Genomic DNA, 23,011 nt, shown 5'->3' with positions numbered 1-23,011 from the left:
ATTTGTTTAAAAGTTACATTTCATTATCGAAATGTTGTGTGCATATGTAGCAGTAGCACTCGTAACAATGCTTAGACTTGTAAGGAGATTGGCAAATCAATTTTAAATAGGAAAAACTGTTTCGTGGGGACACGAACCACGGTCGAGGAATTTTAAAAAAACCTAACTCATTGTCCAACTAAGTCAAATGTAATCTAATTACTATATAAACTCCTTGTAATGTTAATGAGTTCAACGGTACTTTTAACTCTTACTTTGCGGAATAGTAGGCTCTTGTGATTTTTTACAGTATTGATGCTTATAGACATCTCTTCTGCAATGTCTTGATTACTATATCCCTTACCAATTAGGTTGATAATATCCTTTTGTCGTGGCGTAAAATCATTTTTTATTGTCCTGGGGTTATACGTTTTTATCTGTAAAAGTTTTCCTCCGATTTCATGATAAACATTCATTTTTACATCATGAAATTTAGCTGTTAGCGTTACATCTCTAACTAAGTTAAGATAAATATATTTATTCTCTTTACTCATCATGGCTAACTTTTCTTCAACAATATTAATATAATGCCCTTTCTTGTGTTTGAGTCGATAATGGATTTCAAATCTATAGAGCAGGGGATCATAGGGTTCTAAATCATTTATGAACATGAAACAGCGTTCTACTTTTCTCATATCTTCTGGATGAATCAAGGCTAAAAAATCAGAAAGCTTCATATTCTTTATTTCTAAAGCATCATATCCAATAATTTTTTTACAGTTAGCACTGACATATTGAACAGAAGGATCAAATGTTCGTTGACAAACAATAATAGACACTTTTGGATATAAATTTTCTACAAACTTCATGATGGTGTAAAACTCATCATCAGATTTATTTATACCGAATGCAGGATAGTTGTTGGAAATAAATTGACTTCTAACAAACTGTTGGGAGGCAGGCAAATTTGATCTCATCTGAACTGTAATAACGAAATTTATTCCAGGAAGTGTAAAACCCATGTTACTTATTTGGTTACTCACTATTTTAGTTTTTTTCTACGCAGATAATTCGTGACTTAATTCCTATTTAAATAGGGTAATAGCTTGGCTAATTTTGTGAATTAAAACGAAGATTTAATACAAAATGGATGTTCCAGTTTTTTTATTTAATTCAACTAATTCAAGATGAATATAATTATTTTCGGAGCCTCAGGACGAACAGGCTCCTTGCTTGTGCAGCAAGCATTACAACAAAATCATACAGTTACAGCTTTCGTAAGGCGTTCATTCAAAAATATTGAGTATCATCCAAATTTGGAAATTGTTCAAGGAAGTTTAAGCGATAAACATTTTATACGAAAAGTACTTAAAGATAAGCAAGCCGTTTTGAGCACCTTAGGAGTTTCTAAAACATTGAGGCATGATCCCGAAGTGATTGAGGGAATCAGTAATATTGTTGAAGCTGCAGCAGAGGAAAGTATTCCACGGTTTGTTTACCAAAGTGTATTCCTGGTTGGAAGTATGCCTCATGAATTTAGTTTTTTTACTCAACAGATATTAAGACGCATAATCCGTAGTGAGGTTGAAGATCACCAGATAAAAGAAGACCTTATCCGCAAAGGAATAAATGACTATACTATTGTAAGGCCTGTGCGCTTAACTGATGCACCTTTTTCCGGTAAATTCGCTCATGGAACGGGTATCACTTCTAACGAATTTCTTCCATCCATTGGGCGGGCAGATGTAGCACATTTTATGATCCAACAATTAACAGATAAAACGTATCTGAATCAATCGGTTCGAGTGATGAAAAATAGTATGAATAGACATCAACCGCAAAATAAATGAAAAGTCAAATTGACGATGAACAATCTAAAACCGTCTATATAAAAGGTTTGCAGGCACTTCGGCAACGTTTACAATGTGAATTGTTAGGGCCAGAAGATAATCGATATGAGGAAGCAACCAAAGCTTGGAATTTGAATGTAAAGCAGGGTCCATCATTGGCTATTATACCTGAACGGGTACAAGATATTATACTCGCTGTTCAATTTGCAAAGCTTGTAAATATAGGTGTTGGTGTTATGGCAACAGGTCATGGCGTAGGTACATTATGTAATGATGGCTTACTCGTGAATACCTCCAAACTTCGAAAGGTAGAGATTGACCCTATAAAGCAAATTGCCAAAGTTGAGGCTGGTGCATTATGGAAAGACGTAATTCAAGCTGCGCACCATCATGGTTTGGCTAGTCTGGCAGGATCAGCGCCACATGTTGGTGTTGTTGGGTACACACTTGGAGGAGGCTTTGGATACTTAGGTCGAAAATATGGATTTAACTCTTCTCATGTTATCGAAGCAGAAATAATTACCGCGGATGGAAAACTTTTGCAGATAAGTGAAAAAGAGAATTCCGAACTATTTTGGGGTATAAAAGGAAGTTGCGGTAACTTAGGTATTATTACTTCGCTAACTTTTAAATTGTTTCCATTAAGAAAAGTTTATGGCGGTGCAGTCTTTTATCCAATTGAAAAGGCCAAAGATATAGTACAACATTTTGCTCAATGGACAGAAATACTTCCAGATGAAATTACTACAGCTTTAGCTTTTATGAATTTTCCGCCACTGCCACACTTACCTGAGGTGTTACGAGGAAAATCAGTTGTTGTAATTAAAGGATGTTATTGTGGCGAGAACGTTGGTCTTGGAGAAGAACTTTTCAAGTCGATTCGTAATAATTTTAGCACGCCAATGTTGGATACTTTTGATGAGATCGAAGTAAAAAATATGGATAGCATAAGCAAAGATCCTGTCGATCCAATAGGCATTTTGCAATTTGGTGGTATGCTCTTAGATCTTTCTTCTGAAGCAATAGATGCTTTGATAAAAATTGCAGGTGCTGGTTCCAAATCTCCACTTTTAATGCTGGAACTTCGTTTACTAGGTGGAGCACTTAAGAAAGACAAGGAAAACATCAACCTTATGGGTAATCAAGATGCAAAATTTTCTATAAATGCTATTGGTGCAACTTTTACAAATGAAATGTTTGTTAAAGTAAATACAAGCCTTACACAATTATCAGATACACTCCGTCCTTATCTTACAAGTGAAATTTTTGCAAATTTTATAGAAGTAGCGCCTTCTGAGGCTCGTGTTAAATCTGCCTATACCCCGGAAGACTGGGAAAAATTAGTCACGCTGAAATCTAAATACGATCCTTTAAATATGTTTCGATTTAATAAAAATATTACTCCCCATAAGCCATAGATAACTGCTTGTTGTAATTACCTGTGCTTTATTTTAGTCACTGGTCGCACAGTATATCATGGATATCTTGTGTTTATAGTAACATCATCTTAAAGGTTTCAAACGCTGGTAATAATCCTATTTCATTTAGACTTTTGTTGGAAATCAGGTTAAGCAGAGCACTGCTATCAGTAGCTGATAACATTTACCAAGAAAGGCTGACATAGATTAGCCAGGGATTTAGTTGAATGTTTATAGAAGGCATTTTGAATAAGATAAAAACTGGTTCTTGTCTGCACGGAGCATTTCTATTAACCCTTAACATCCCTCTTTCACGCCTGTCACATGCGTAACTTACTTCTTCTTCAACATCTCAATAATCTCTGCCTTGGTGTCGTAGTCCGATTTTTTAGCCTTCTGCATTACATTTTCTCCTTCCGTGTTGGTTGCATTCACATCGGCTCCTGCCGCGATCAGCAGTTTTACGGTTGTAGGACATCCGTTATTCACTGCCGACATCAGGGCAGTTCCTCCCCACATGTTTTTCAGGTCGGTCTTAACACCCAGCTTAAGCAAGTGTTCTACCATATCCGGATAGGCGGAAGAGACACTCAGCAGCGAGCCACTGTATTGATCTGTTTCATTCAGGGGAAGACCGCGACTCACAAAAAGCTGGAGCATTTCTATGCTCCCTGAAGATGCAGCATCGAAGCCTCCTTTCAGAAATTCCTTAGGCTGTAGCTTCACCTCAAACTTGTCGAGCATATATTCGGTCAGCTTCAAATCGTTTTTACGTACGGCAAAACCAAAAGCCCATGCATCCAAAGTTGTAGCTGCTTCTGCCTTGGCGAAGGCCTGCTTACTTTCCTCTGTCTCTGCGAACTTCGAAGGCTGCTTGCAAGGATAATCATAGCCCTTGCTGGCTGCCAACAGCGGCTTGAACTCGCTCAGTGGCATGGTCTTGCCATTGTAGGCAGGCCATCCGTTGGTGGTGGCTTTCATAAAATCACGATTGATCATACCGGAAACAAGATCACCGTTGATCTCCACATAATGTTGTCCGCAGCCGGGCAGACTATGAGTGCCTTTATTTGAAGCCAGCGCGAAAGCATATACCTGGCCTACTTTGAGATTTCTCAGACTCTCCAGACATGAATCGCCACGGTCGCCATACATTTTGATTTTACCCGATGCCTTTCCCTTAATGCTTTCTTGTATGGTGATCTCTGCGATGTGCCCGTTAATAGATTCGACCCGGCCAATAACGATGAGCGCGGAATTGGGTGCCACCTCCAGAAAGGGGCCCGCAAATGTACAGGAGCAGGCGAGTGCCTTATCAGACAAAACCAAGAGTAATAAGAAACTGACAGCGAACAATTTATTTTTCATAAACGGTTTGATTTAAACCAATCGCTAAAATACGCTCGAAGTCTGGAATTCCAACCATAGTAAAATGCAGTTTGCATTCACAGTCTATTAATTTACCAAGCCCAGGTTGATGAGGATAAATAGCAGGGCGTGGGCTGTAACTTCACATCAAACTTGTCGAGCATACCTGCTTTACCTTGATGTTTAAAGGGTATTAATTTATACTTGTGATAATAACACTTATTCCCTGAATGATGAGGCACTTATTTACCAATAGGCTCATGGTTGTTTGCCAGCTTTTGATCGGAAAATGGGTATTGCTCGTCATGGTATTGGGTCTGCTCAAGCCACTTTCCGCGCAGGATAAGCAGGCACGTAATCCAATCATTTTTGCCGATGTTCCTGATGCATCTATCGTGCGGGTTGGTAACACTTATTACATGAGCAGTACCACCATGCACATGAGTCCCGGTGTACCCATCATGAAGTCAAGTGATTTGGTAAACTGGCATTTGATCAACTATGCCTACGATACCTTAGCCAATGTGGACGCCTTGAATCTAACTAAGGGTAAAACCTCCTATGGTCGCGGCTCCTGGGCAAGTTGCCTGCGATATCACGCAGGCACGTATTATGTGAGCACCTTTGCCAACACTACCGGCAAGACCTACATCTATTCTACTAACGACATAGAAAAAGGTCCGTGGAAGCTTGCTTCTTTTAGTCCTTCTTATCATGATCACACCTTGTTCTTTGAAGATGATCGCGTGTTTATGATTTATGGCGCTTCTAAACTCAAACTGCTAGAACTTACTGCTGATGCTTCGGCCATAAAACCAGGTACGGAAGAGACTGTGATCATCGAAAACGCAAGCGCACCTGCAGGAGATCATATTATGCTAGGGGCGGAGGGATCGCAAGTATTTAAAGTGAATGGAAAGTATTACCTCTTCAACATAAGCTGGCCAAGAGGTGGTATGCGCTCCGTTATTATTCACCGTGCTAATAAGCTTACCGGACCCTGGGAAGGCCGACTGGCTTTACAAGATCTGGGCGTGGCGCAGGGTGGGCTCATTGATACACCGGATGGTAGCTGGTATGCTTATCTCTTTCGCGATTATGGTGCTGTCGGTAGAATTCCATACCTGGTGCCCGTAACGTGGCAAGACGCTTGGCCTATTTTAGCTGTAAATGGTAAAGTAAACGAAACACTAAATCTTCCTGCCAACAAAAGTTTAATTCCGGGGCTTGTACATTCGGATGAATTTGATCGCAAGAAAAAGGAGCCAGACTTGCCCTTGGTTTGGCAATGGAATCATAATCCGGATAATACACTGTGGTCTGTTACTGCTCGAAAAGGTTTCTTGCGACTCAGCTCCGGGCGCATTGACTCATCGTTTGTTATGGCCAGAAACACCTTGACACAACGCACCATCGGGCCGGAGTGTACAGGCTCAACATTAATTGATGTATCAAACATGAAAGAAGGAGACCTGGCAGGCCTCGCATTGTTACAACAAAAATATGGTTTGGTGGGTGTGAAATTTGAAAACGGAGCTAAAGCTGTTTTTATGATGAGTGCGGAATCAGGCAAAGCTGTTGAGGTAGAACGTATACCCCTTATGCAGCAAAAAATTTACCTGAAAGCAGCGTGCGATTTCCGGGATCGCAAAGACACTGCCTACTTTTTCTACAGCCTGGATGGCAAGTCCTGGGTGCGTATTGGATCCGCTTTAAAGATGTCTTATACCTTACCGCATTTTATGGGTTATCGCTATGGCTTGTTTAACTATGCCACGAAAAGTACGGGCGGTTATGCTGATTTTGATTTTTTCAGGATCGAAGATAAAATATCAACCAAATAAAAATTCATGCTATGAGATATGCCTTCCTCGTAAGTCTGTTCTGTGCACTTCGTTTTTTCTCCTTAGCACAGGTAGTAACTGTTTCCAGTCCTGATAAAAAGATAGTCATCACTTGCCAGGTGGAGCAAATGACTTATGCTATTGCATACAATGGAAAACCAGTGATGGAAAATTCCAAACTCGGCTTGGTTCGCGAAGACGCAGATTTTTCTAAACAGCTACAGGTGAATAAAATCTCATCACCTAAACAGGTGAAAGACAGTTATACCATGCTCACCGCAAAAAAGAAGGACATCACCTATGTGGCCACCGAGCGCGTGATTGAAACGCAAACTACATCCGGTAGAAAGATGAATATTATTTTCAGGGTTTCGAATGATGGTGTTGCTTTCCGTTATGCGTTTCCGGAACAATCCACAGAACTTAAAAAAATACTATCAGAGGAGACGAGCTTTCATTTTATCAATGGAACACGTGCATGGCTGCAACCCAAAACGGAAGCGCAGTCGGGATGGGAGCACACCAATCCCTCATACGAAGCGCATTACATGATGGACATTGCCACAGGCACACCCTCACCTGGAAAGAACGGCTGGGTTTATCCGGCCTTATTTAAATACAAGGATGTCTGGATGCTCATCACAGAGGCTGCCTTGGGCCGTACGTATTGTGGTACCGCCTTGCAACAAGCATCTCCTGATAATGAATACAAAATTAATTTTCCACAAGCGCCTGAAGTATTCACCGGTGGAGCCTTACATCCTGAGTCAACTTTGCCGTGGAAAACACCCTGGCGCATCATCGCGATGGGTGATTTGAAAACCATTGCTGAATCAACCTTAGGCACCGATCTGGCTGCGCCTGCAAAGAAGATGGATGCTTCTTTTATTAAACCCGGCAAATCATCGTGGAGCTGGATATTGAAGAAAGATGATTCAACTGTATTCAACGTTCAAAAAAAATATATTGATTTTGCCGCTGATATGCAGTGGCAATATTGTCTGCTCGATGCCACGTGGGATAAGTTAATTGGTTATGACGCTGTTAAAATGCTGGCCGACTATGCGCGAAGTAAAAATGTGGGCTTACTGCTCTGGTACAACTCTGCCGGAGATTGGAACACCGTAAAGTTTACACCCAAAGATAAATTGCTTACTCATGAAAGCAGGATGGAGGAGTTTTCACGAATTTATGCTATGGGTATTAAAGGAGTAAAAATTGATTTTTTCGCTGGTGATGGTCAGTCTATGATGAATTACTATGAAGATATTTTGGAAGACGCTGCTGCGAATCAGCTCCTGGTGAACTTTCATGGCGCCACCTTACCGAGAGGCTTGCATCGCACATACCCTAATCACATGACGAGCGAGGCCGTGTTTGGCTATGAGATGATAACATTCGGTCAGAACGCAGCCAATGCAGCACCTTCACATGCCGTCATGTCGGCACTGGTACGCAATGCATTCGATCCCATGGATTTTACACCCATGAATTTGTATAAAATCCCAAACATACAACGCGTAACAACGGCAGCTTTTGAGTTGGCAACATCTGTGGTGTTCTTGTCGGGCATTCAGCATTATGCAGAAAGTCCGGAAGGCATGGAGCGTGTTCCGACATATGTAAAAGATTTTTTGAGATCGCTGCCCGATAGTTGGGATGATGTTAAATTTATTGAAGGCTATCCCGGAAAGTTATTGGTCGTAGCCAGAAAGAAGGATAAGCGCTGGTACGTGAGCGGTATCAACGGTGAAAATGTGGAGAAACAACTCACACTCGATTTATCATTCCTGAAAAACTACAAAGGAGCACTCATTAGCTCCGGTGCACAAGAAAATGAGGAACCTTCATTTCAAACGACATCGCTCACCTTGCCTAAAGCTGGAAATCTTACAATCACCTTGAAAGGAAACGATGGCTTTGTGGCGGTCTTTAAAGAGTAGTGATGTGACAAGGCTTGGTTCGTGTCCTCGTGTACCATTTGTATAGCAATAGGGGATAGTTATGATCGTGCAGCTTTCTTTAGTTTTCTCAACGAGAGAACTGCATTCTCTTGACGCACCTTTTCCTTTTGAGTTAGCGGGCGCTCAACTCTATCATGTTTTAATTCCTTGTATGAACTGTATAGTTGCAAAGAAGCCATATGTAAATGTAGTGCTGACCTGTCCATTGTCAAATGTTTATTGGAGATAAAAAAGTTTTGGTCTTCAAATAAGTCCAAGCCTTGGTTCGTATATAGCAGTTTTCATTTATATTGGTTTGATATCGGGGATTAAATTTTGAGTTTGGATAAAAAGTTCTTGTTGTATCTTCTAAGGACCACAAGTTTTAAAGGAATGACTACGCAAATGAAAGAGAAATTAATTCAACTGATGCGAAATGAAAAACTTATGCTTGTTTCAACTCATGAAAAATTATGCTTCCCAATTATTGAAAGAATAGCAAAGAAGATGCGTATCGGCTTAGTCTTTTCCGGCATTAGTGTTGACGGAACTTTAATAGTAAACGGACATCACAGGTATCTGGCCTCACTGCTTGCGGATTATAAGTTAGATCAAGTACCATGTCCAAAGACTGCAGCGAAAGAGCCTGTTGACTGGAAATCAGTGAAATTGGTTGATGAAGACTGGGATACAGATGCCAAGATTAGGATGTTAAACGAACAGGATGCCAGGTACAACGATTTGAGTTTTGATGAGCTTATGGATAAACTTAAATAATTTCTGTATCTTTGCTAACATGTTGATTTTCTTAGACATAGACGGTGTAATGGTTCCAGCGACTCATTGGAAAGCCCCCGAAAATCTCGAGGATGGGATTCCTATGTTCACTCAAAAATCAACTGAAGCCTTGAGAAGTTTAATTACTAATGATACAACCGTCATTCTCACTTCATCGCATCGCGTAAGGTTCACAAATGAGCAGTGGAAACAGATATTTGAAAGGAGAGGGCTTAGCATCGGGAAGTTATTGTTGATGGAAACCAATCCTGATTTCAAAAAGAGGAAAGAGGAAATTCTGGGGTGGTTAAATCTCCATCCGCTAACTGAGGATTTTATCATTATTGATGATGATACGAGTCTCCATGCACTGCCTAAAGATTTAAAAGAACATTTAATCTTAACGAGTCCATTGATTGGCTTGACACCTGAACACATTACTGATTTTAGAAAGAGGCTATACGCAGCGTAGATTTAAAGTAATTTATTTACTAGAAATTATTCAAGCCTTGGTTCGTATCTACGCAAACCAATTGTATAAACAGTTACTCATTACTACCCTGTAGTCGCGGATGTTATTTGAAGGACTGCATGATATATCCTTCAACCCATTCTAATTCCTTTTAGATTCTCAAACCAGTATATTGTTATCTTGGATATATACTTATCAGCGCTTTCACTGAATACCAAAAACATGAACGTAAGTAAAACAATGCTCGCCTGCCTGCTGCTGGTATCCGCCTTGGCCCAGGCGCAAGATGGGACCATCTACCCACTGCAAGCGCCACCGGAACCCAATGCCATTTTGCTCGGTACAGGTGGTGTGGAAGGTCAACAGGCACCGGAGTCATGGTTTCGCCAGTGGGGTGATCCGATGGCGCGTAACATTTCCACCGCTACACTCACGCCTTTCTTGCCCAAGCCAGGCAAAGGAAATGGTGCTGCCGTTATTGTAGCACCGGGTGGCGGCTTCCGCTGGCTATCCATGGACAACGAAGGATGGGAAGTAGCACAAGCACTGGCGGACCAGGGCATTGCTGCCTTCGTGCTCAAATACAGGCTTAATCCCACACCTGCAACACTGGAGGGTTTTAAGGAATCCATGAACCAGACCTTCGCAGGGGCAACACCTCCATCAACAGCTTCAGGAGAAAGTGTGCGGCCAGTACCTCCGCGCATGGACCTTACCAACCAGTTACAAGATGCTGAGGCAGCCTTCGCATTGATTGTGAAAAGAAGGGTAGAGTGGGGTGTGGATACGGCCAGGCTTGGCATGATCGGCTTTTCTGCCGGTGCGGGACTCACCCTGCACGCTACACTACATTCTAAATCCATGCAACTGGATTTTATTGGTCCAATCTATGGCGGTATGGGGCCCGTTGAAGTTCCTAAGCATGCTCCGCCCATGTTCAATGTAATCGCTACCGATGATTTTCTTTTTCGTGGCCAGTTCGGTGTGATCGATTCCTGGTACAAAGCAGGGAGGCCTGTCGAGTTTCACTTATACCAAAATGGTGGTCATGGTTTTGGCCTCGGTAATCCCGGTCGCACCAGCAATAGATGGTTCAATGCCTTCATACACTGGTTGGATGTTAATGGCTTCATGGCAGCCAAAAAATAACAAGACTGTAGCGCAACACGTGGTAGGTGCATAGGGGTGGGTAATCTGGAATGAATGAAGCTTAATGATTGGTGTCTTGCAGAGTTGCAATTATATTGTGAGTTGCAAAACAATCCCTTATCTTAATAGCCATTCGTTCAAAAACTCTCAAAATGACTAAAACAGTCTTAACATATTGTAGTGAATGCGATGGTGACAAAAACCACAAAAAGCTATTTTCCAAAACGGCTAAGGGATATTCAAAAAGCACTGAAGAATTTAGCGTGGTTGAATGCATGGGGTGTAATTCAATTTCGTTTTTACAAATCATAAAACAGTCAAAAAGATCAAAGGCTATTCACTTTAATTATCCGGATGATGGGAATGCAAACCCTGGGTATTATAATTTTCTGTCAGAAAGACATGTAGCAATTTTCCCCAAAACAATACGCAAACTTTATGATGAACTTATACCAGCATTCGAAGCTGGTTCTACAATTCTATTAGGCATGGGTTTAAGAGCTTTGGTAGAGGCAATTTGTATTGATCAATCGATAACTGGAAGCAATCTTTTAAAAAAAATAGAAAAGCTTCATCATGAAGGACACATTTCAAAATCAGAACTGCCTATATTAGATAAGCTCAGAATAATCGGGAATGATTCAGCACACAAGATGAAAAGCTTGTCAATGTATAAACTCGAACTGGCGACAGGTATTGTAAATCATGTTCTAACAAGCATTTACATCCTTCCTGTTATAAATAAGAAGTTGGATGTCACTAAGTAGTCCAGCACCCAAATCTTGATTAGAGTCTCCACGAAGTAAATATTTGAAGAATTAAAACATCAATGCCGCAGATGTGGCGTGCGGACAAGTGTGTAGTTTCACCCGCATCTTTGGTTAGAAGGAGTTTTGAGTAGAATAACAAAACTAGTTCGTGAGGACACGAACCAGGGCAGTGCAAGAAATTTTTACGTCAGAATGTGAGATAATTCTTGGTGGGAGGTAGTTGTAGGTATTGAATGGTTCTTTATATTGGTATTTCTTCTAGGAGACCAAACCATTCAGGGGTTCTGAGAGAATATCTAAATTAACTATGACTATCAATTGGCAACTTTATGATGACAAATTCTTTCAGCGCTTTTGTAACGCGCTGCTGAGCCTAGAAGTCTCAAAAAGCTTTGAGCCGTTTTCAGCACCAGGAAAAGATGGAGGCATAGATGGATTATTTACAGGAACATATGCTGGGAGGTCTGGTAAATGGCGGTTCCAAGATAAGTTTCATAAAACTGCAAGAAAAGAGGCCTACAGCTCTCTTAAGGCAGATGTACCGCTCGAAATTCAAAAGCTTGCAAACGAAAATCACTTTATTATTCTTTCAAATGTTGGACTGCTCCCACAGGAAAAAAAAGAATTACAATTATTGGCAGAGAAGGAATTAGATCGCATTAATAAGCCAGATGTTTCCTTTGATATATGGGATGATGCAAAGATTCATACCCTTTATATCCGTCATCCAATATTGCGATTGTGGATGGAAGAAGGGTTTACAACAGCCCAGCTAATTTCATATCAAGATTATTTTGGCAACAGGCTTAAGGTGGGTATCGATGATCCGAGCACATTAGCAAATGAGTTTATTGCACGTGAATCTGACATCAATATTCTAAAGGACTTTGTAAACTCGGATAGTAAGAGCATAGCCATTATTTCAGGTGAGGCAGGAATTGGAAAGACTAGACTTGCAATCGAGTTTTTTAAGTCTAATCTCGATAAACAGAATGATTGGCAAATTCTTGTACTCAATTCCCATCGAATCAATTTTGAAAAGGTCGCATTCGTTTTATCTGGTGATAAAAATACCATGGTGTTGGTAGATGACGCACATAATTATACTGCTGAAGTAATTGCGGACCTTCGAAATCTCACACGACTTCCATTACAACGCAAGTTGAAATTTATTTTGACTGGCAGACGAGTCCTTATAGATCATGCGCTAGAATTGATTCCTACTGTTGAAGACAAGACAATTAAGTCTGTTAAGCTCGAAAAGCTGTCGCTAGATGACACAAGAGCGCTTTTCCAACGGCAAATTAATATTGGCAGGTACAAAGACTACATTCCAGCATTAGTTAATACTTCGAATGGCAGGCCAATTTTGATCGTGGCACTATTGCGTGCTATCCATCAAAATGTGCAGTTACCAAAAATCAAAGATGAAGGTGTTCTTAAAGATTATGTTAGAGATTATTTTAACACAGTCATTCGAGTTGTTTCGGAATACACCGGGACCAGCAAGCTTAAGATCGAAAGGCTACTACGGTTAATTTGCCTGCTAGAGCCTTTGCCTGTTTCGGATGACGCTTTCTATGTAAAGCTGGCTGAGTTTAGCGAAGTCGACATGGGAGTGATAAGATATTTGATGGATCGGCTTTTAGCAGAAGGTTTAGGTTTGAGACGTCTCGAATTCGTTATCTCTCCTGACTACTACAGTGATATAATTCTTGCGACAGCAGATCCAACACTTGTCATTGCGAGCATTACAAATTTTCCAAAGTTCATTTCGAATTGTATTATTAACCTATCAGCAGTTGATGAAGCTTATGATGATGAAGCTAAAGGTAATCTAGGTCTCGAGCCTATCCTAACTTTTTATATTCATCAAATTGAACACAAAAATTCAGAGGCTGTACAGGATATTTTGAATACAGTGTCTTCCATTGCATATCAAAAACCTGAATTTGGAAAGTTAGCAATAAAACTTCTTTTACAACGGCTTAAACTTCCAGAGTCCCAGTCTCTTCGTGATTTACTAATATTTGATGTTGAAAATAGATCAACCAATTCCAAATCACTTTATGGATCGATTTCGTGGCTGCTCCATAACCTTCTTTATAGGCAAGGAAACGAAAAATTCGTGTTTGATACTGTAGTTACAATTTATTCGTATGCACCGGATTTGGGGCTTTTTAATAACACGTTTGCGCTCGACAAAAGGCACATCATGCCTAGCTACAACTTCAGTGAGCAATACGTTTTCATAAAAGAGGCATTGGCTTTAATGGAAAAAGATGATAGTTTGACAATCTTTTTTATCGAGGCTTTCAAAGACTTTCTGAAGTTAGAATTTACAGTAAGCTCAGCTGATCCGTTTAAGTCTGGTCAAATAAATCTTACAACATTTTTCATCCCATCAGACGAGCAAGTAGTTGTTCTTAGAAAGAAAGTAATTGAGTCTCTTATTAGCATATACAACCTAACTAACAAAGAATATGTTAAAAAACGAGTTGTTCATGAGTTAATGGATGTGCCTCGAGGTATTTCTGCATCTACTAGATCTAAAAGTCCTTATACTAGCATTTTTGAAATAATATCCATTTTGGAGTTTATTGAATCAATAGCTGAAAGTATGCCATTGGCTGCAAGTAGGGAAGTGATAGATCGGTTATATTGGATAGAGAAATGGAATACAGATGAGCGAGTTATTTCGAGAATTAATTTGGTGAAAGAAGCTTTAAAGCCACAATCTCTCACCGAAAAGATTCTATTCTTAGTAAGCAGTGCTGAAACAAGATTAGAGCATGATTATAAAAAGCTAGTAACTGACATTGAGAGTAAGGCTAAAGTACTGATTGACGAGTATGAGGCCGAAGAGATTGCGCATAGTTTAGCAGCTGTCAGAATAGTTCAAGAACGTCACAATGAGTTTATATGGACTTTCAACCGTGCGCTGTTCGATGGATTTGTTGATAAGGCGATGGTCGTTTATGATATACTCTGGGTCATTGATCGAGAGTTCATCTACTATTATGGGGCTGGATACCTTTCAACATTACGTTTTAAGCACAACCAGCTTGATTTTTACTGGGCTAAAATAACCGAGCTCGAGTTAGAGGCTAGCCCCCAATCTCTGAATGTTATTTTATTTGTTTACCAAAGATTGACGAAGCCAATCGACTCAAAGGATGTCGAACTTGTCGAGCGGATATTTTATAAAAGCAAAGAGAACTTGGAGATTTCGTTTAACCTGCTTATGGCCTTAGTTACTCTCAAGGATTCTGGTCACGGCAAGTCGAATATGATTACTAATCTCTTTGATATAACTAATCAAAGGTCTGTTGATAACTTCCTTATGTATAATCGCGATATGGAAGGTAGTTTTCTCAAAGAGCTTATACTTCATCACACAGCGCGGTTTCAATTGTCATTCGATATACAACATGCATTTGCTTCTTTATTAGAAATTAACTTGATTTCTGAAGACGAATTATTTGATTACTTCTTGCTACGCTTTAAAATCAAAAGTGAGAAGATTAGCACAAAAGATTATAGCTCATATGAGTTTATGCCTCACGATAACTTTAACATGTTTGTGAACATGGACGAAACACGCAAAAGAAATGTTTTTATACGAGGGTTGACGTGGTATGTCAGTGCTGAATACAAAGGCATGGAGTACTATTATGCAAAGGATTTTCTTGAATTCTTACAGCAATCTAAAGAACTTACTTCTGACCTGGCTGAAGAGTACCGAAAACTGATGCACCTAACAACAGATCCCAAACGAGTACAGCGCATAGTTGCCTCAATTGGTATTTTTGAGACTAAAACGAAAATATTGATCGACTTAGTTGTCGAAATTTTGAAGAAGGGTATCAGAATGCAAGGAGTTGAATTGGATCAGCTTCGAGCATCAGCGTATACTGCAATAACTACAGTCGGAGTGAAATCTGGTTTAGTGGGCGAGCCATTCCCGATTGATGTCGAACTGCGCGATCTAATAGTGGAATGGATTTCGGAACATTCTAGTGACGAGGTTGCGTTCGAATTTTTGGATAAAGTGGTACATAGTTTAGATCAGGACATAAAAAGATCAACTGACAGAGAAGAAAAGTTATGGTAGCACTTAAGAACGAAACGATTGTCGACATTTCAAGTAACAAGAATGCATTATTGGTTGAAGTCGATAAAAAAATAAACTCGAGCTTGTTAAGTTTACTGAATGATGGCTTCCACAATGAAAAGCTTTATCCAATTTCGATTAACCGAAATGAGGTTAGCTATTTGTTAGACGGTATCGATTCTCGTTTAAGACATGCACATGAATTAAAGCTTCAGTATTTCGATACTCTTAATCATGATTTCATTTGTGGGATTTCTCCTATAACAAGTTTTGGTGCACGTTGTACCTTCACCTTTCCAGGAACAGTGATAAGACGCGAGTTCTCAATAAGTGATAGAATAGGCTATTTTGATGTCGTACACGCAGCCTTTCAAGATTTCATTCTTACCACGTCATCATTACTTGAGAATTTGGTTCGAATTACCGAAATGCTGGTAAGGAAGGTAATCATAAATTCACCAAAGCGCCCTGCACCACCAGGTAATGAAACTTTACAGCTTTACCTTGAATTTTTGGACGTGCTTGTTAAACTTCAATACAGGCCAAAAGATGATTTGCACAGTTGCCTTACAAGCTTTGACCTATTCTTTAAAAGGTATTTGACGCCTCTTTATAAATTGAGGGGATCTTTTATTCATGGGTACCACCGAAATCTAATAATCGACTCTACTGCAGGAGTATGTCTAGTGAGAAGCATTGATAATACTTTTGGCTCTTTGTCAAAGACCGATCTTATGCTTGATCAGTTTTCAGAGCAAGTATTCCGAAATCTCGAAAGTCTGACTGTCGAACTTTTAGTTTGTCTTAAGAATAAAATTTCTGATCCTACCACCAAAATTCCGATTTAGACATTTTTGTTAAAATGAGCGCTGAAGAAAGCTCTTTGGTAAAAATGTCAACATACTAAAGGAACATTCAAAACAATCCCACAAAGTGTTGTGACAACTGTTTAGTGGACTTCACCAATTAAGCGAAACAATTACTTTGATAGCCGAAACCAAGATAAAGTAAATCATAAATATAAGAGTGGACCTTCGAATATCATATAAAGCTAAAAACGCCAGCCTCCATGTCTTGGCCTTTTCTGATCTCCTTCTTCCGAACGGAAAGATAAGCCCTCAATGTTAGTGTATATTTTCTGTAATTGAAAATGTCCCAAAGGTTTATGTTATTTCTTATGAGTTAACAGTATTCTTTCCCCACCTCCCAAAAATAAATCACCCTCCTGCGTCTAACTTGTATTAATACCAAAAGAACAAGTAGTCTTCCAAAAACTTTTTGTAGAAATGTAAAAAGTACTTGTATTTTTTGAGCCCTTTCAATTTTCAAACCGTGTTTTACTTTGTGGCTGTAAATCAAAACAGCCATGGAAAACACTACAGCCACATCACCTACACAAAAAGAGCATTCCAATCATGTGCTCTCGCACAGCAAAATCACGCCAGAGGTTATCTACCGCCTGGATGCATTTTTCGAGTGCATGCCACCGCTTGAATTGCGCGATCATCTGATCGAACTCTACCACAATTACATCCTGCACGAGCATGAAGCGCTTCCGCATAATTTCAGTCAGCTGGCCGAGGGTCTGCCGCTCTTGTTAGATTTCCTACAATTTGCAGATGAAGTACGTACAGGCCAGCACAGTGAAACTGAGTAAACAGCAGGAGAGGAGTAAAGTGCAAAGTCCGCTGTTACCTTTCCCTGTCTTTGATCAGCTTAATATCGTATCAATCAAGAATTTATTGTTAGTTGATGTGCCTCTTCATTAAGCCTTTATCAGGTTTTATTTTAAACTGGAATTTAGCAAAGCGCGATTAGTCTTAATGCGTTGGAGTAACCCTCACGTGAAAAAAAACTATTTTTTTTAATCTAATTCTTCCTCAACTTTAAGTCCTACTTAGATAAGCATAAGTCTAACTTAAACTTTTTAGGCCCTCTTTGTTTTCGCTCAAAAGTGCTACTTGCAGAGCTTGTTGTTTCTGATTTATTTTCAGTGAAATTGATCGTTGAAGTATCAATATTCCTTTGTAAGTAAACACCACCAACGCAAACAATATGGCAAAGTCAGCAGTTCTACAAACAAAACTTGAGCGCACAAGGCACTTCCCTGATCATGTTAAACTAAGGCCAGAGGTGCTCATCCGGCTAAATGACTTGTTCGAGTTTCTTCCACCCAATGAGCTTCGAAATCACCTGATCGAACTCTACCACAATTACATCATGCACGAGCATGAGGCGCTTCCGCATAATTTCAGTCAGCTGGCCGAGGGCCTGCCGCTCTTGTTGGACTTTTTACAATTTGCAGAGGAAGAACGTAAAGGCCAGGTTGGTAAAACAACAACACGAGAGGAGTGAGGTGCAAAAAACTTGATCGCCTCATTAAGTGATGGTTTGTGTCTAAACAAATCACTTAAGTAAACAACTCACATTTTAAGTTACGCATGTTGTGCTTGCAGCCCATAGAGCTTCCGTGATTTTTAGGAACTGGTTCGTGAGACACGAACCAGGGCAGTGGTTGTTTTGTTTTTCTGCTTTCTGTCTAATTTTATTACCTGACTCTATAGGTTAAGTAGCCAAAATTCAAAAATTAAGTTGATTTTTGTAGTAGACAACTATACTAGCTTTAAGCATCTTCACTATAATTCGGCAACTTGTTCTACATCGTATCCACCTCTTTATCATTCCTGCTTGCGTTAATACTTTTTACGAAGCGCGGAAAAACAAAGGCCGATTTACTCTTGGCGTGTTGGCTGGTAATTATCGGAATCCATTTAGCCTTCTATTACACTGGCTTAGTGGCTGATCCTTATTATCACCCTTACCTCTTGGTTAGTTACCCTTTTCCCTTGCTTCATGGACCCTTTCTTTATTTCTATACGGCTTCTCTTACCAATCAACATCCGTATTTGAAAAAACACTTTATCTGGCACTTTACACCTACACTGTTTATTTACCTTATACTGCTTCCCTTTTTTCTTCGCCCGCATGCCGAACGACTTGAGGTATTTGCAAATGAAGGAAGGGGTTATGAATTAGTCTTTATCATTCAACGTATACTAGTATTGGCCTCTGGTGTAAGCTACACTTTGCTTTCATTATGGTTGTTGCGCAAGCATATTGTCAACATGCAGCATAGGTTTTCACAGACAGAGAAAATCAATTTGCTTTGGTTACGATATTTAATTTATGGAGTGGGTGTAGTGTGGTTCGCTGTTTTTTTTGGAAATGATTTTGTCATTTTTTCCCTGGTTGCATTATTTGTGTTGCTGTTGGGTTATTTCGGAATTAAGCAGGTTGGCATTTTTACCCAGACTAATATTGGTGATACAGAAATTTTGCCTCATCCAGTGATGACTTCAAATGCGGGTGAAAGCCCTGCATCACAAGAAGCTATAAAAACGAAATACCTTAAGTCTACACTATCACCAGAAAAGCAAAGTGATATTCATCGTAAACTCACCAGAGCCATGGAAGAACAGAAGTTATTTTTAAATCCTGAGCTTACGATTGGTCAATTGGCAGAGGCACTGGCCGTGCACCCCAGTCATTTGTCGCAAGTGATTAATTCCATGGAGTCAAAAAGCTTTTATGATTTTATAAATGCCTTGCGGATAAATGAATTCAAAAAAATGGCTGCCAGGCCCGAAAATCAAAAGTACACCTTATTGGCACTGGCTTTTGAGTGTGGTTTTAATTCCAAGACTGCATTCTATAGAAATTTCAAACATGTAACAGGACAATCGCCAACGCACTATCTAAAGGAAAATCATATCCAGATTAAGGCAGATTAAATTCAATCAATTACCAGAGAAATTGGTTCTGATATTTAGTTCCACTTTAGGGGGTCCTTGACAATCAACGACATAGGTACTGGAAGCCTTGTTTCAACAATACGTCCCAATTTATAAGGCGGGACTTTTGGCTGAGCTCATTGCCATTTCTTTGTGGCAAGTTATAGATCAAACAAATCTTGTTGAATTAAAAATATTCATGAAAGGCCTCCTTTTGAACATGGACAAGCAAATGAAATCCTTAAGCCGCCTCGGAGTGGTTCTTGCCTATTTACCATTTATCGTCTTCATTATTTTTATTGGCTTATATCCTTTAAAGTTTTTTTTGACTGATGGTGCAGTGGGTATACTCACAATGAAAAGTGATGCCCTTTTGAAAGATAAAGTTTGGAAGGCTTTTTTTAACGCCCACATCATTTTTGGTGGTATGGCTTTACTCATTGGCTGGATTCAATTCAATAAGTACATCAGGACTAACTACCGCAGCTTGCACAGAATTATTGGGATGGTATATGTATTTTCTACCTGGTTAAGTGTTTTAGGAATTGGCTATATCAGTTTTTTCGCAGAAGGTGGCGCTATAGCCTTTTTTGGTTTTGTTATAGGTGCTTTAATCTGGTTTTACACCACGATACAAGGATACATTTCAATCAGAAAGGGACTGTTCATTAAACATCAGCAATACTTAACGTATAGCTATGCTACTTGTCTTGGAGCTGCAACGCTTCGCATCTGGCTGCCCATCTTAGTGATGAATACCGGTAACTTTATTTTGTCCTACCAATTAGTGTCATGGATCAGCTGGCTTCCTAATTTGATCGTAGCTTATTTTATTATTAAAAGGCAAGCGCATAAGGCAATTCATGAGCCATCAATTTATAGTAAATGAATACGTTGAAGATAACGCTTGATCCGCTTGGATACCATCAGTTCCAAAAACACTATTGATTTTAAAAATGAATCATCCGTCACACCGCTGAAAGCGGAAGCAAACAGCGCTCGGTCGGATTTTAAATAAAGATAGACTTTGTCAGTTTTAATATATGAAAACAGAAACTATTTCCTTCAGCTTAATTCTTAAGTATTGCGGCTGGCTTTTTATAGTAAGCTGGAGCTTACAGCTACTCGGCATATTAACCACTAATGGTTTGGATGATCCAGAAATGAATTTGTGGTTGGCGGCTACGATGGTATCGCCTGCGGTGGTTACAATCTTCTATTTGCGCTTTAACCCTGAATTAAAGTCTAAACTATTATGGAAGCCAAACTTGAAATTGATCCTCACCATTTTCCTGGCGGTTTTTATTCCCATAGTATTTGCTTTTATCGTAGTGGCCATTTTTCAATCATTGGGGTGGGGCACATCAAAGTGGTTTGTATTTTCCACGAAGTCTGTTCTTATTTCTGGTGGCCCTTTTTTACTAGGTCTCGGTAGTCAGTCCTGGCTCATTTTTTCTCTTAACGTATTTGCTACAGGTTTTTTCTTTGCACTAGTTAACAGTTTTTTAGCAGCAGGAGAGGAGGTAGCCTGGCGTGGTTTATTTCAAGGCTTACTCATTGAGCGTTTAGGTGTATGGAAAGGTATTTTGCTTTTAGGTTTTATCTGGTCGATGTGGCATTTACCCATGCAACTATTCGGCTATAATTATCCTGAAAACCCTGTGCTGGGCAGTTTGATCATCTCGCCCCTTATAATGATTGGTTACTCATTTTTTATGGGTTGGCTTACCCTGCATTCAAAAAGTTTTATCCCAGCGGCTGTAGCACATGGTGCCGGCAATGGAATACAGGAAGGAATCATTTCGCAGCTCGACCTTTCTACTCCCGAGTTGCATCTGTATCTCATCCGACTTTTAACTTCATTAACAATTGGATTAATCTTTATGTACTTTTTAATGAGGGGTAAATCGAAATAAATCCTTAAAATACTAGTTAAATTTTTTTTGATGAGGCTTACTATTTTGGACTTTTTTTAAGTTCAAGGCCCTGGTTCGTGAGGACACGAACCAGGGCAGTAGGGATCATTGAGTTGACAATCCAAACGATATACTGTTGTGCACTTAGCGCATAGGGTCTGCGTGATTTTGTTAAGCTGGTTCGTGAGGACACGAACCAGGGCGTAGTTTTTTTGATATTGGAAAAGAGGAGCAAGCGAAGAGCTGGGGTTCGTGAGGGCAAGAACCAGGGCAGTAGCTGTCTCCACGAACCAATGATACCTCACACAAACTTCTCCCTGAATTGCAAATTGAACATCCCGAATAAAAGACATAACACACTCAGGATGCTGAGATACACGCTCGTAAAAACAGTTAACAGTTAAAACTTTACTTTAACGGATGTTGTGTTTGACCAAAAGAATTAACGTGATCTTTAAGGATTGCTTAAAAGGTTGTGAATGGTTTTCATGGGAAGGAATAATTTGTCTGTATCCATCAACTCATGAAATTCATATTTCTTATAAAAATCCTTAGCAGTCTGATCGATTGAATCTACGACAACAGCAAAGGATGCTATTGTTTTGCTAACCTCGTATGCTCTTTTAAGAGAATCAAATAATAGAATTCCTCCGAGGCCTTTTCCCTGCATAGATGAGTCTATGGCTAGCCTCCCAATTAATGTGCAGGGAATAGCAGGATATGTTAGTTTATACTTTTTTCTAAAAGCTGGATCCCATTCAGCGGATGGAATAGAAAGGTTATTAAGCGTATAATAACCTTTAATAATCTTTTCTTGATCAATCAAAACAAAGCAACGCGCTAAATCTCTATCAACGTCCTGCCTGGCGACAGATCTTAAATAATTCTGGAGGCTTGGATGCTGATTTATAAACTTATCTCTGACATGCACCTGAGTATCAAGAGACTCAATTGTGTATCCCATCTATTCAACTTCTTTAAATGACAGGTAGTCTGCCATCGCTTTTTTAAGATTCTTACCGGGTTTCGGTGGATTCTCTAATGTCTCCATAAAAGAAATCCGGTCTCTTTCTGAAAGCTCTAAGATTTGTTGTTCGCGAATTACATTCCTGGAATCAGTAATGGCAATATGAAGTACGTAGTCGCTTACATTTTTAAAGCCACTTACATTTGAAGCTTTGCTTATGACTTCTTTTTGGAGCTTCGTAAGTCGTAACTCCAATCGTTGATTCTTATTTTCTTCAATTGCATAAGAAACAGATCCAAGGGTAACTTCACCTGCCGTGTTTTTATGACTCCATTGCTCCATTGCATTCTCATGTGCTATTCCATGAATATTTTTACTTTGTCCATGGAGGGATGGAGTAGAGACCTTGTATGCTTTGCTGCTGGCCTTTTTAGCAGAGGTACTTTTACTATTTCTCTGCTTAACGACTTTAGGCGCTTTACTTGGCTCCAATTGCATTCGTTTGGTTCTCTTAGGCATAAATGTAATTTAAACAAATGTACGTAAAAATGCCGTACAAAGTTCTCTGTCTGTACAATTTATTATGTAAGTGCTATCAGGTCATCTATTATGGGTTCTGGCCTCGACAAAGTCAAAGCCATGGTTTGTGTCCA

19 protein-coding genes are annotated in these 23,011 nt (G+C 39.7%); 15 read left to right on the top strand and 4 right to left on the bottom strand.

All coding sequences use genetic code 11. From position 1 onward, the window contains the following. Positions 1 to 194: 194 nt before the first annotated feature. A complete protein-coding gene (locus ACO1XM_RS04495) occupies positions 195 to 1,001 on the bottom strand; it encodes a LuxR C-terminal-related transcriptional regulator (RefSeq protein ID WP_486226248.1) in 807 nt (268 codons plus the stop codon). 165 nt (positions 1,002 to 1,166) lie between these two features. Here ACO1XM_RS04495 and ACO1XM_RS04490 point away from each other — a divergent pair, with 165 nt between their 5' ends. Further along, on the top strand, positions 1,167 to 1,829 hold the full coding sequence (locus tag ACO1XM_RS04490; RefSeq protein ID WP_486226246.1) for an NAD(P)-dependent oxidoreductase: 663 nt from the start codon (positions 1,167 to 1,169) through the stop codon (positions 1,827 to 1,829). Continuing rightward, positions 1,826 to 3,247: an FAD-binding oxidoreductase gene (locus tag ACO1XM_RS04485; protein ID WP_486226244.1), complete on the top strand. Its 1,422-nt coding sequence runs from the start codon at positions 1,826 to 1,828 to the stop codon at positions 3,245 to 3,247. Before ACO1XM_RS04490 ends, ACO1XM_RS04485 begins: the two co-directional genes overlap by 4 nt. 333 nt (positions 3,248 to 3,580) lie before the next feature. On the opposite strand, the gene ACO1XM_RS04480 is transcribed toward ACO1XM_RS04485, so the two are convergent. Beyond that, entirely contained in the window at positions 3,581 to 4,615 is a 1,035-nt protein-coding gene (locus ACO1XM_RS04480; protein ID WP_486226242.1) for an ankyrin repeat domain-containing protein, read from the bottom strand. Between the two features lie 305 nt (positions 4,616 to 4,920). On the opposite strand from ACO1XM_RS04480, the gene ACO1XM_RS04475 reads away from it, so the two are divergent. The 13 genes from ACO1XM_RS04475 (at position 4,921) to ACO1XM_RS04415 (ending at position 21,391) form a co-directional block, all read left to right on the top strand. After that, complete coding sequence (locus tag ACO1XM_RS04475) at positions 4,921 to 6,459, top strand: glycoside hydrolase family 43 protein (protein ID WP_486226540.1); 1,539 nt, start codon at positions 4,921 to 4,923, stop codon at positions 6,457 to 6,459. 11 nt (positions 6,460 to 6,470) lie between these two features. Further along, the gene (locus tag ACO1XM_RS04470; protein WP_486226240.1) at positions 6,471 to 8,402 is read left to right on the top strand and encodes a glycoside hydrolase family 97 protein; all 1,932 of its coding nucleotides are present in this window, start codon (positions 6,471 to 6,473) and stop codon (positions 8,400 to 8,402) included. Between the two features lie 405 nt (positions 8,403 to 8,807). Further along, positions 8,808 to 9,179 carry a hypothetical protein gene (locus ACO1XM_RS04465; protein WP_486226238.1) on the top strand — a complete coding sequence of 124 codons (372 nt, stop codon included), beginning with the start codon at positions 8,808 to 8,810 and terminating at the stop codon, positions 9,177 to 9,179. A gap of 19 nt (positions 9,180 to 9,198) precedes the next feature. Then, the gene (locus tag ACO1XM_RS04460; protein ID WP_486226237.1) at positions 9,199 to 9,651 is read left to right on the top strand and encodes an HAD domain-containing protein; all 453 of its coding nucleotides are present in this window, start codon (positions 9,199 to 9,201) and stop codon (positions 9,649 to 9,651) included. A 222-nt stretch (positions 9,652 to 9,873) separates the two neighbouring features. Beyond that, the gene (locus ACO1XM_RS04455; protein WP_486226235.1) at positions 9,874 to 10,800 is read left to right on the top strand and encodes an alpha/beta hydrolase; all 927 of its coding nucleotides are present in this window, start codon (positions 9,874 to 9,876) and stop codon (positions 10,798 to 10,800) included. A gap of 152 nt (positions 10,801 to 10,952) precedes the next feature. Beyond that, positions 10,953 to 11,567, top strand: coding sequence for a DUF4145 domain-containing protein (locus tag ACO1XM_RS04450; RefSeq protein ID WP_486226233.1), 615 nt, complete (start codon positions 10,953 to 10,955; stop codon positions 11,565 to 11,567). Positions 11,568 to 11,877: 310 nt separating this feature from the next. Then, positions 11,878 to 15,684, top strand: a complete 3,807-nt coding sequence (locus ACO1XM_RS04445; RefSeq protein ID WP_486226231.1) for an ATP-binding protein — start codon at positions 11,878 to 11,880, stop codon at positions 15,682 to 15,684. Continuing rightward, positions 15,678 to 16,532 (top strand): hypothetical protein, encoded by an 855-nt coding sequence (locus ACO1XM_RS04440; protein ID WP_486226229.1) that lies wholly within the window; start codon positions 15,678 to 15,680, stop codon positions 16,530 to 16,532. Before ACO1XM_RS04445 ends, ACO1XM_RS04440 begins: the two co-directional genes overlap by 7 nt. 518 nt (positions 16,533 to 17,050) lie before the next feature. Then, entirely contained in the window at positions 17,051 to 17,341 is a 291-nt protein-coding gene (locus ACO1XM_RS04435; RefSeq protein ID WP_486226227.1) for a hypothetical protein, read from the top strand. A gap of 398 nt (positions 17,342 to 17,739) precedes the next feature. After that, positions 17,740 to 18,039, top strand: coding sequence for a hypothetical protein (locus ACO1XM_RS04430; RefSeq protein ID WP_486226225.1), 300 nt, complete (start codon positions 17,740 to 17,742; stop codon positions 18,037 to 18,039). A gap of 296 nt (positions 18,040 to 18,335) precedes the next feature. Next, positions 18,336 to 19,475 (top strand): AraC family transcriptional regulator, encoded by a 1,140-nt coding sequence (locus ACO1XM_RS04425; RefSeq protein WP_486226223.1) that lies wholly within the window; start codon positions 18,336 to 18,338, stop codon positions 19,473 to 19,475. Between the two features lie 199 nt (positions 19,476 to 19,674). Further along, a complete protein-coding gene (locus ACO1XM_RS04420) occupies positions 19,675 to 20,364 on the top strand; it encodes a DUF2306 domain-containing protein (protein ID WP_486226221.1) in 690 nt (229 codons plus the stop codon). Positions 20,365 to 20,518: 154 nt separating this feature from the next. Further along, on the top strand, positions 20,519 to 21,391 hold the full coding sequence (locus tag ACO1XM_RS04415) for a CPBP family intramembrane glutamic endopeptidase (protein WP_486226219.1): 873 nt from the start codon (positions 20,519 to 20,521) through the stop codon (positions 21,389 to 21,391). 454 nt (positions 21,392 to 21,845) lie between these two features. Here ACO1XM_RS04415 and ACO1XM_RS04410 read toward each other — a convergent pair whose 3' ends face one another. Further along, on the bottom strand, positions 21,846 to 22,355 hold the full coding sequence (locus tag ACO1XM_RS04410; protein ID WP_486226217.1) for a GNAT family N-acetyltransferase: 510 nt from the start codon (positions 22,353 to 22,355) through the stop codon (positions 21,846 to 21,848). Further along, positions 22,356 to 22,877 carry a type II toxin-antitoxin system TacA family antitoxin gene (locus tag ACO1XM_RS04405; protein WP_486226215.1) on the bottom strand — a complete coding sequence of 174 codons (522 nt, stop codon included), beginning with the start codon at positions 22,875 to 22,877 and terminating at the stop codon, positions 22,356 to 22,358. Positions 22,878 to 23,011 lie beyond the last annotated feature (134 nt).

This window comes from Chryseotalea sp., from assembly GCF_057350905.1.
This window is presented reverse-complemented; position numbering and strand designations above follow the sequence as displayed.

Excerpts from the sequence above, each read along its gene's own strand:
- ACO1XM_RS04495 (WP_486226248.1), bottom strand. The coding sequence starts at position 1,001 with ATGGGTTTTACACTTCCTGGAATAAATTTCGTTATTACAGTTCAGATG.
- ACO1XM_RS04490 (WP_486226246.1), top strand. The coding sequence starts at position 1,167 with ATGAATATAATTATTTTCGGAGCCTCAGGACGAACAGGCTCCTTGCTT.
- ACO1XM_RS04485 (WP_486226244.1), top strand. The coding sequence starts at position 1,826 with ATGAAAAGTCAAATTGACGATGAACAATCTAAAACCGTCTATATAAAA.
- ACO1XM_RS04480 (WP_486226242.1), bottom strand. The coding sequence starts at position 4,615 with ATGAAAAATAAATTGTTCGCTGTCAGTTTCTTATTACTCTTGGTTTTG.
- ACO1XM_RS04475 (WP_486226540.1), top strand. The coding sequence starts at position 4,921 with ATGGTATTGGGTCTGCTCAAGCCACTTTCCGCGCAGGATAAGCAGGCA.
- ACO1XM_RS04470 (WP_486226240.1), top strand. The coding sequence starts at position 6,471 with ATGAGATATGCCTTCCTCGTAAGTCTGTTCTGTGCACTTCGTTTTTTC.
- ACO1XM_RS04465 (WP_486226238.1), top strand. The coding sequence starts at position 8,808 with ATGAAAGAGAAATTAATTCAACTGATGCGAAATGAAAAACTTATGCTT.
- ACO1XM_RS04460 (WP_486226237.1), top strand. The coding sequence starts at position 9,199 with ATGTTGATTTTCTTAGACATAGACGGTGTAATGGTTCCAGCGACTCAT.
- ACO1XM_RS04455 (WP_486226235.1), top strand. The coding sequence starts at position 9,874 with ATGAACGTAAGTAAAACAATGCTCGCCTGCCTGCTGCTGGTATCCGCC.
- ACO1XM_RS04450 (WP_486226233.1), top strand. The coding sequence starts at position 10,953 with ATGACTAAAACAGTCTTAACATATTGTAGTGAATGCGATGGTGACAAA.
- ACO1XM_RS04445 (WP_486226231.1), top strand. The coding sequence starts at position 11,878 with ATGACTATCAATTGGCAACTTTATGATGACAAATTCTTTCAGCGCTTT.
- ACO1XM_RS04440 (WP_486226229.1), top strand. The coding sequence starts at position 15,678 with ATGGTAGCACTTAAGAACGAAACGATTGTCGACATTTCAAGTAACAAG.
- ACO1XM_RS04435 (WP_486226227.1), top strand. The coding sequence starts at position 17,051 with ATGGAAAACACTACAGCCACATCACCTACACAAAAAGAGCATTCCAAT.
- ACO1XM_RS04430 (WP_486226225.1), top strand. The coding sequence starts at position 17,740 with ATGGCAAAGTCAGCAGTTCTACAAACAAAACTTGAGCGCACAAGGCAC.
- ACO1XM_RS04420 (WP_486226221.1), top strand. The coding sequence starts at position 19,675 with ATGAAAGGCCTCCTTTTGAACATGGACAAGCAAATGAAATCCTTAAGC.
- ACO1XM_RS04415 (WP_486226219.1), top strand. The coding sequence starts at position 20,519 with ATGAAAACAGAAACTATTTCCTTCAGCTTAATTCTTAAGTATTGCGGC.
- ACO1XM_RS04410 (WP_486226217.1), bottom strand. The coding sequence starts at position 22,355 with ATGGGATACACAATTGAGTCTCTTGATACTCAGGTGCATGTCAGAGAT.
- ACO1XM_RS04405 (WP_486226215.1), bottom strand. The coding sequence starts at position 22,877 with ATGCCTAAGAGAACCAAACGAATGCAATTGGAGCCAAGTAAAGCGCCT.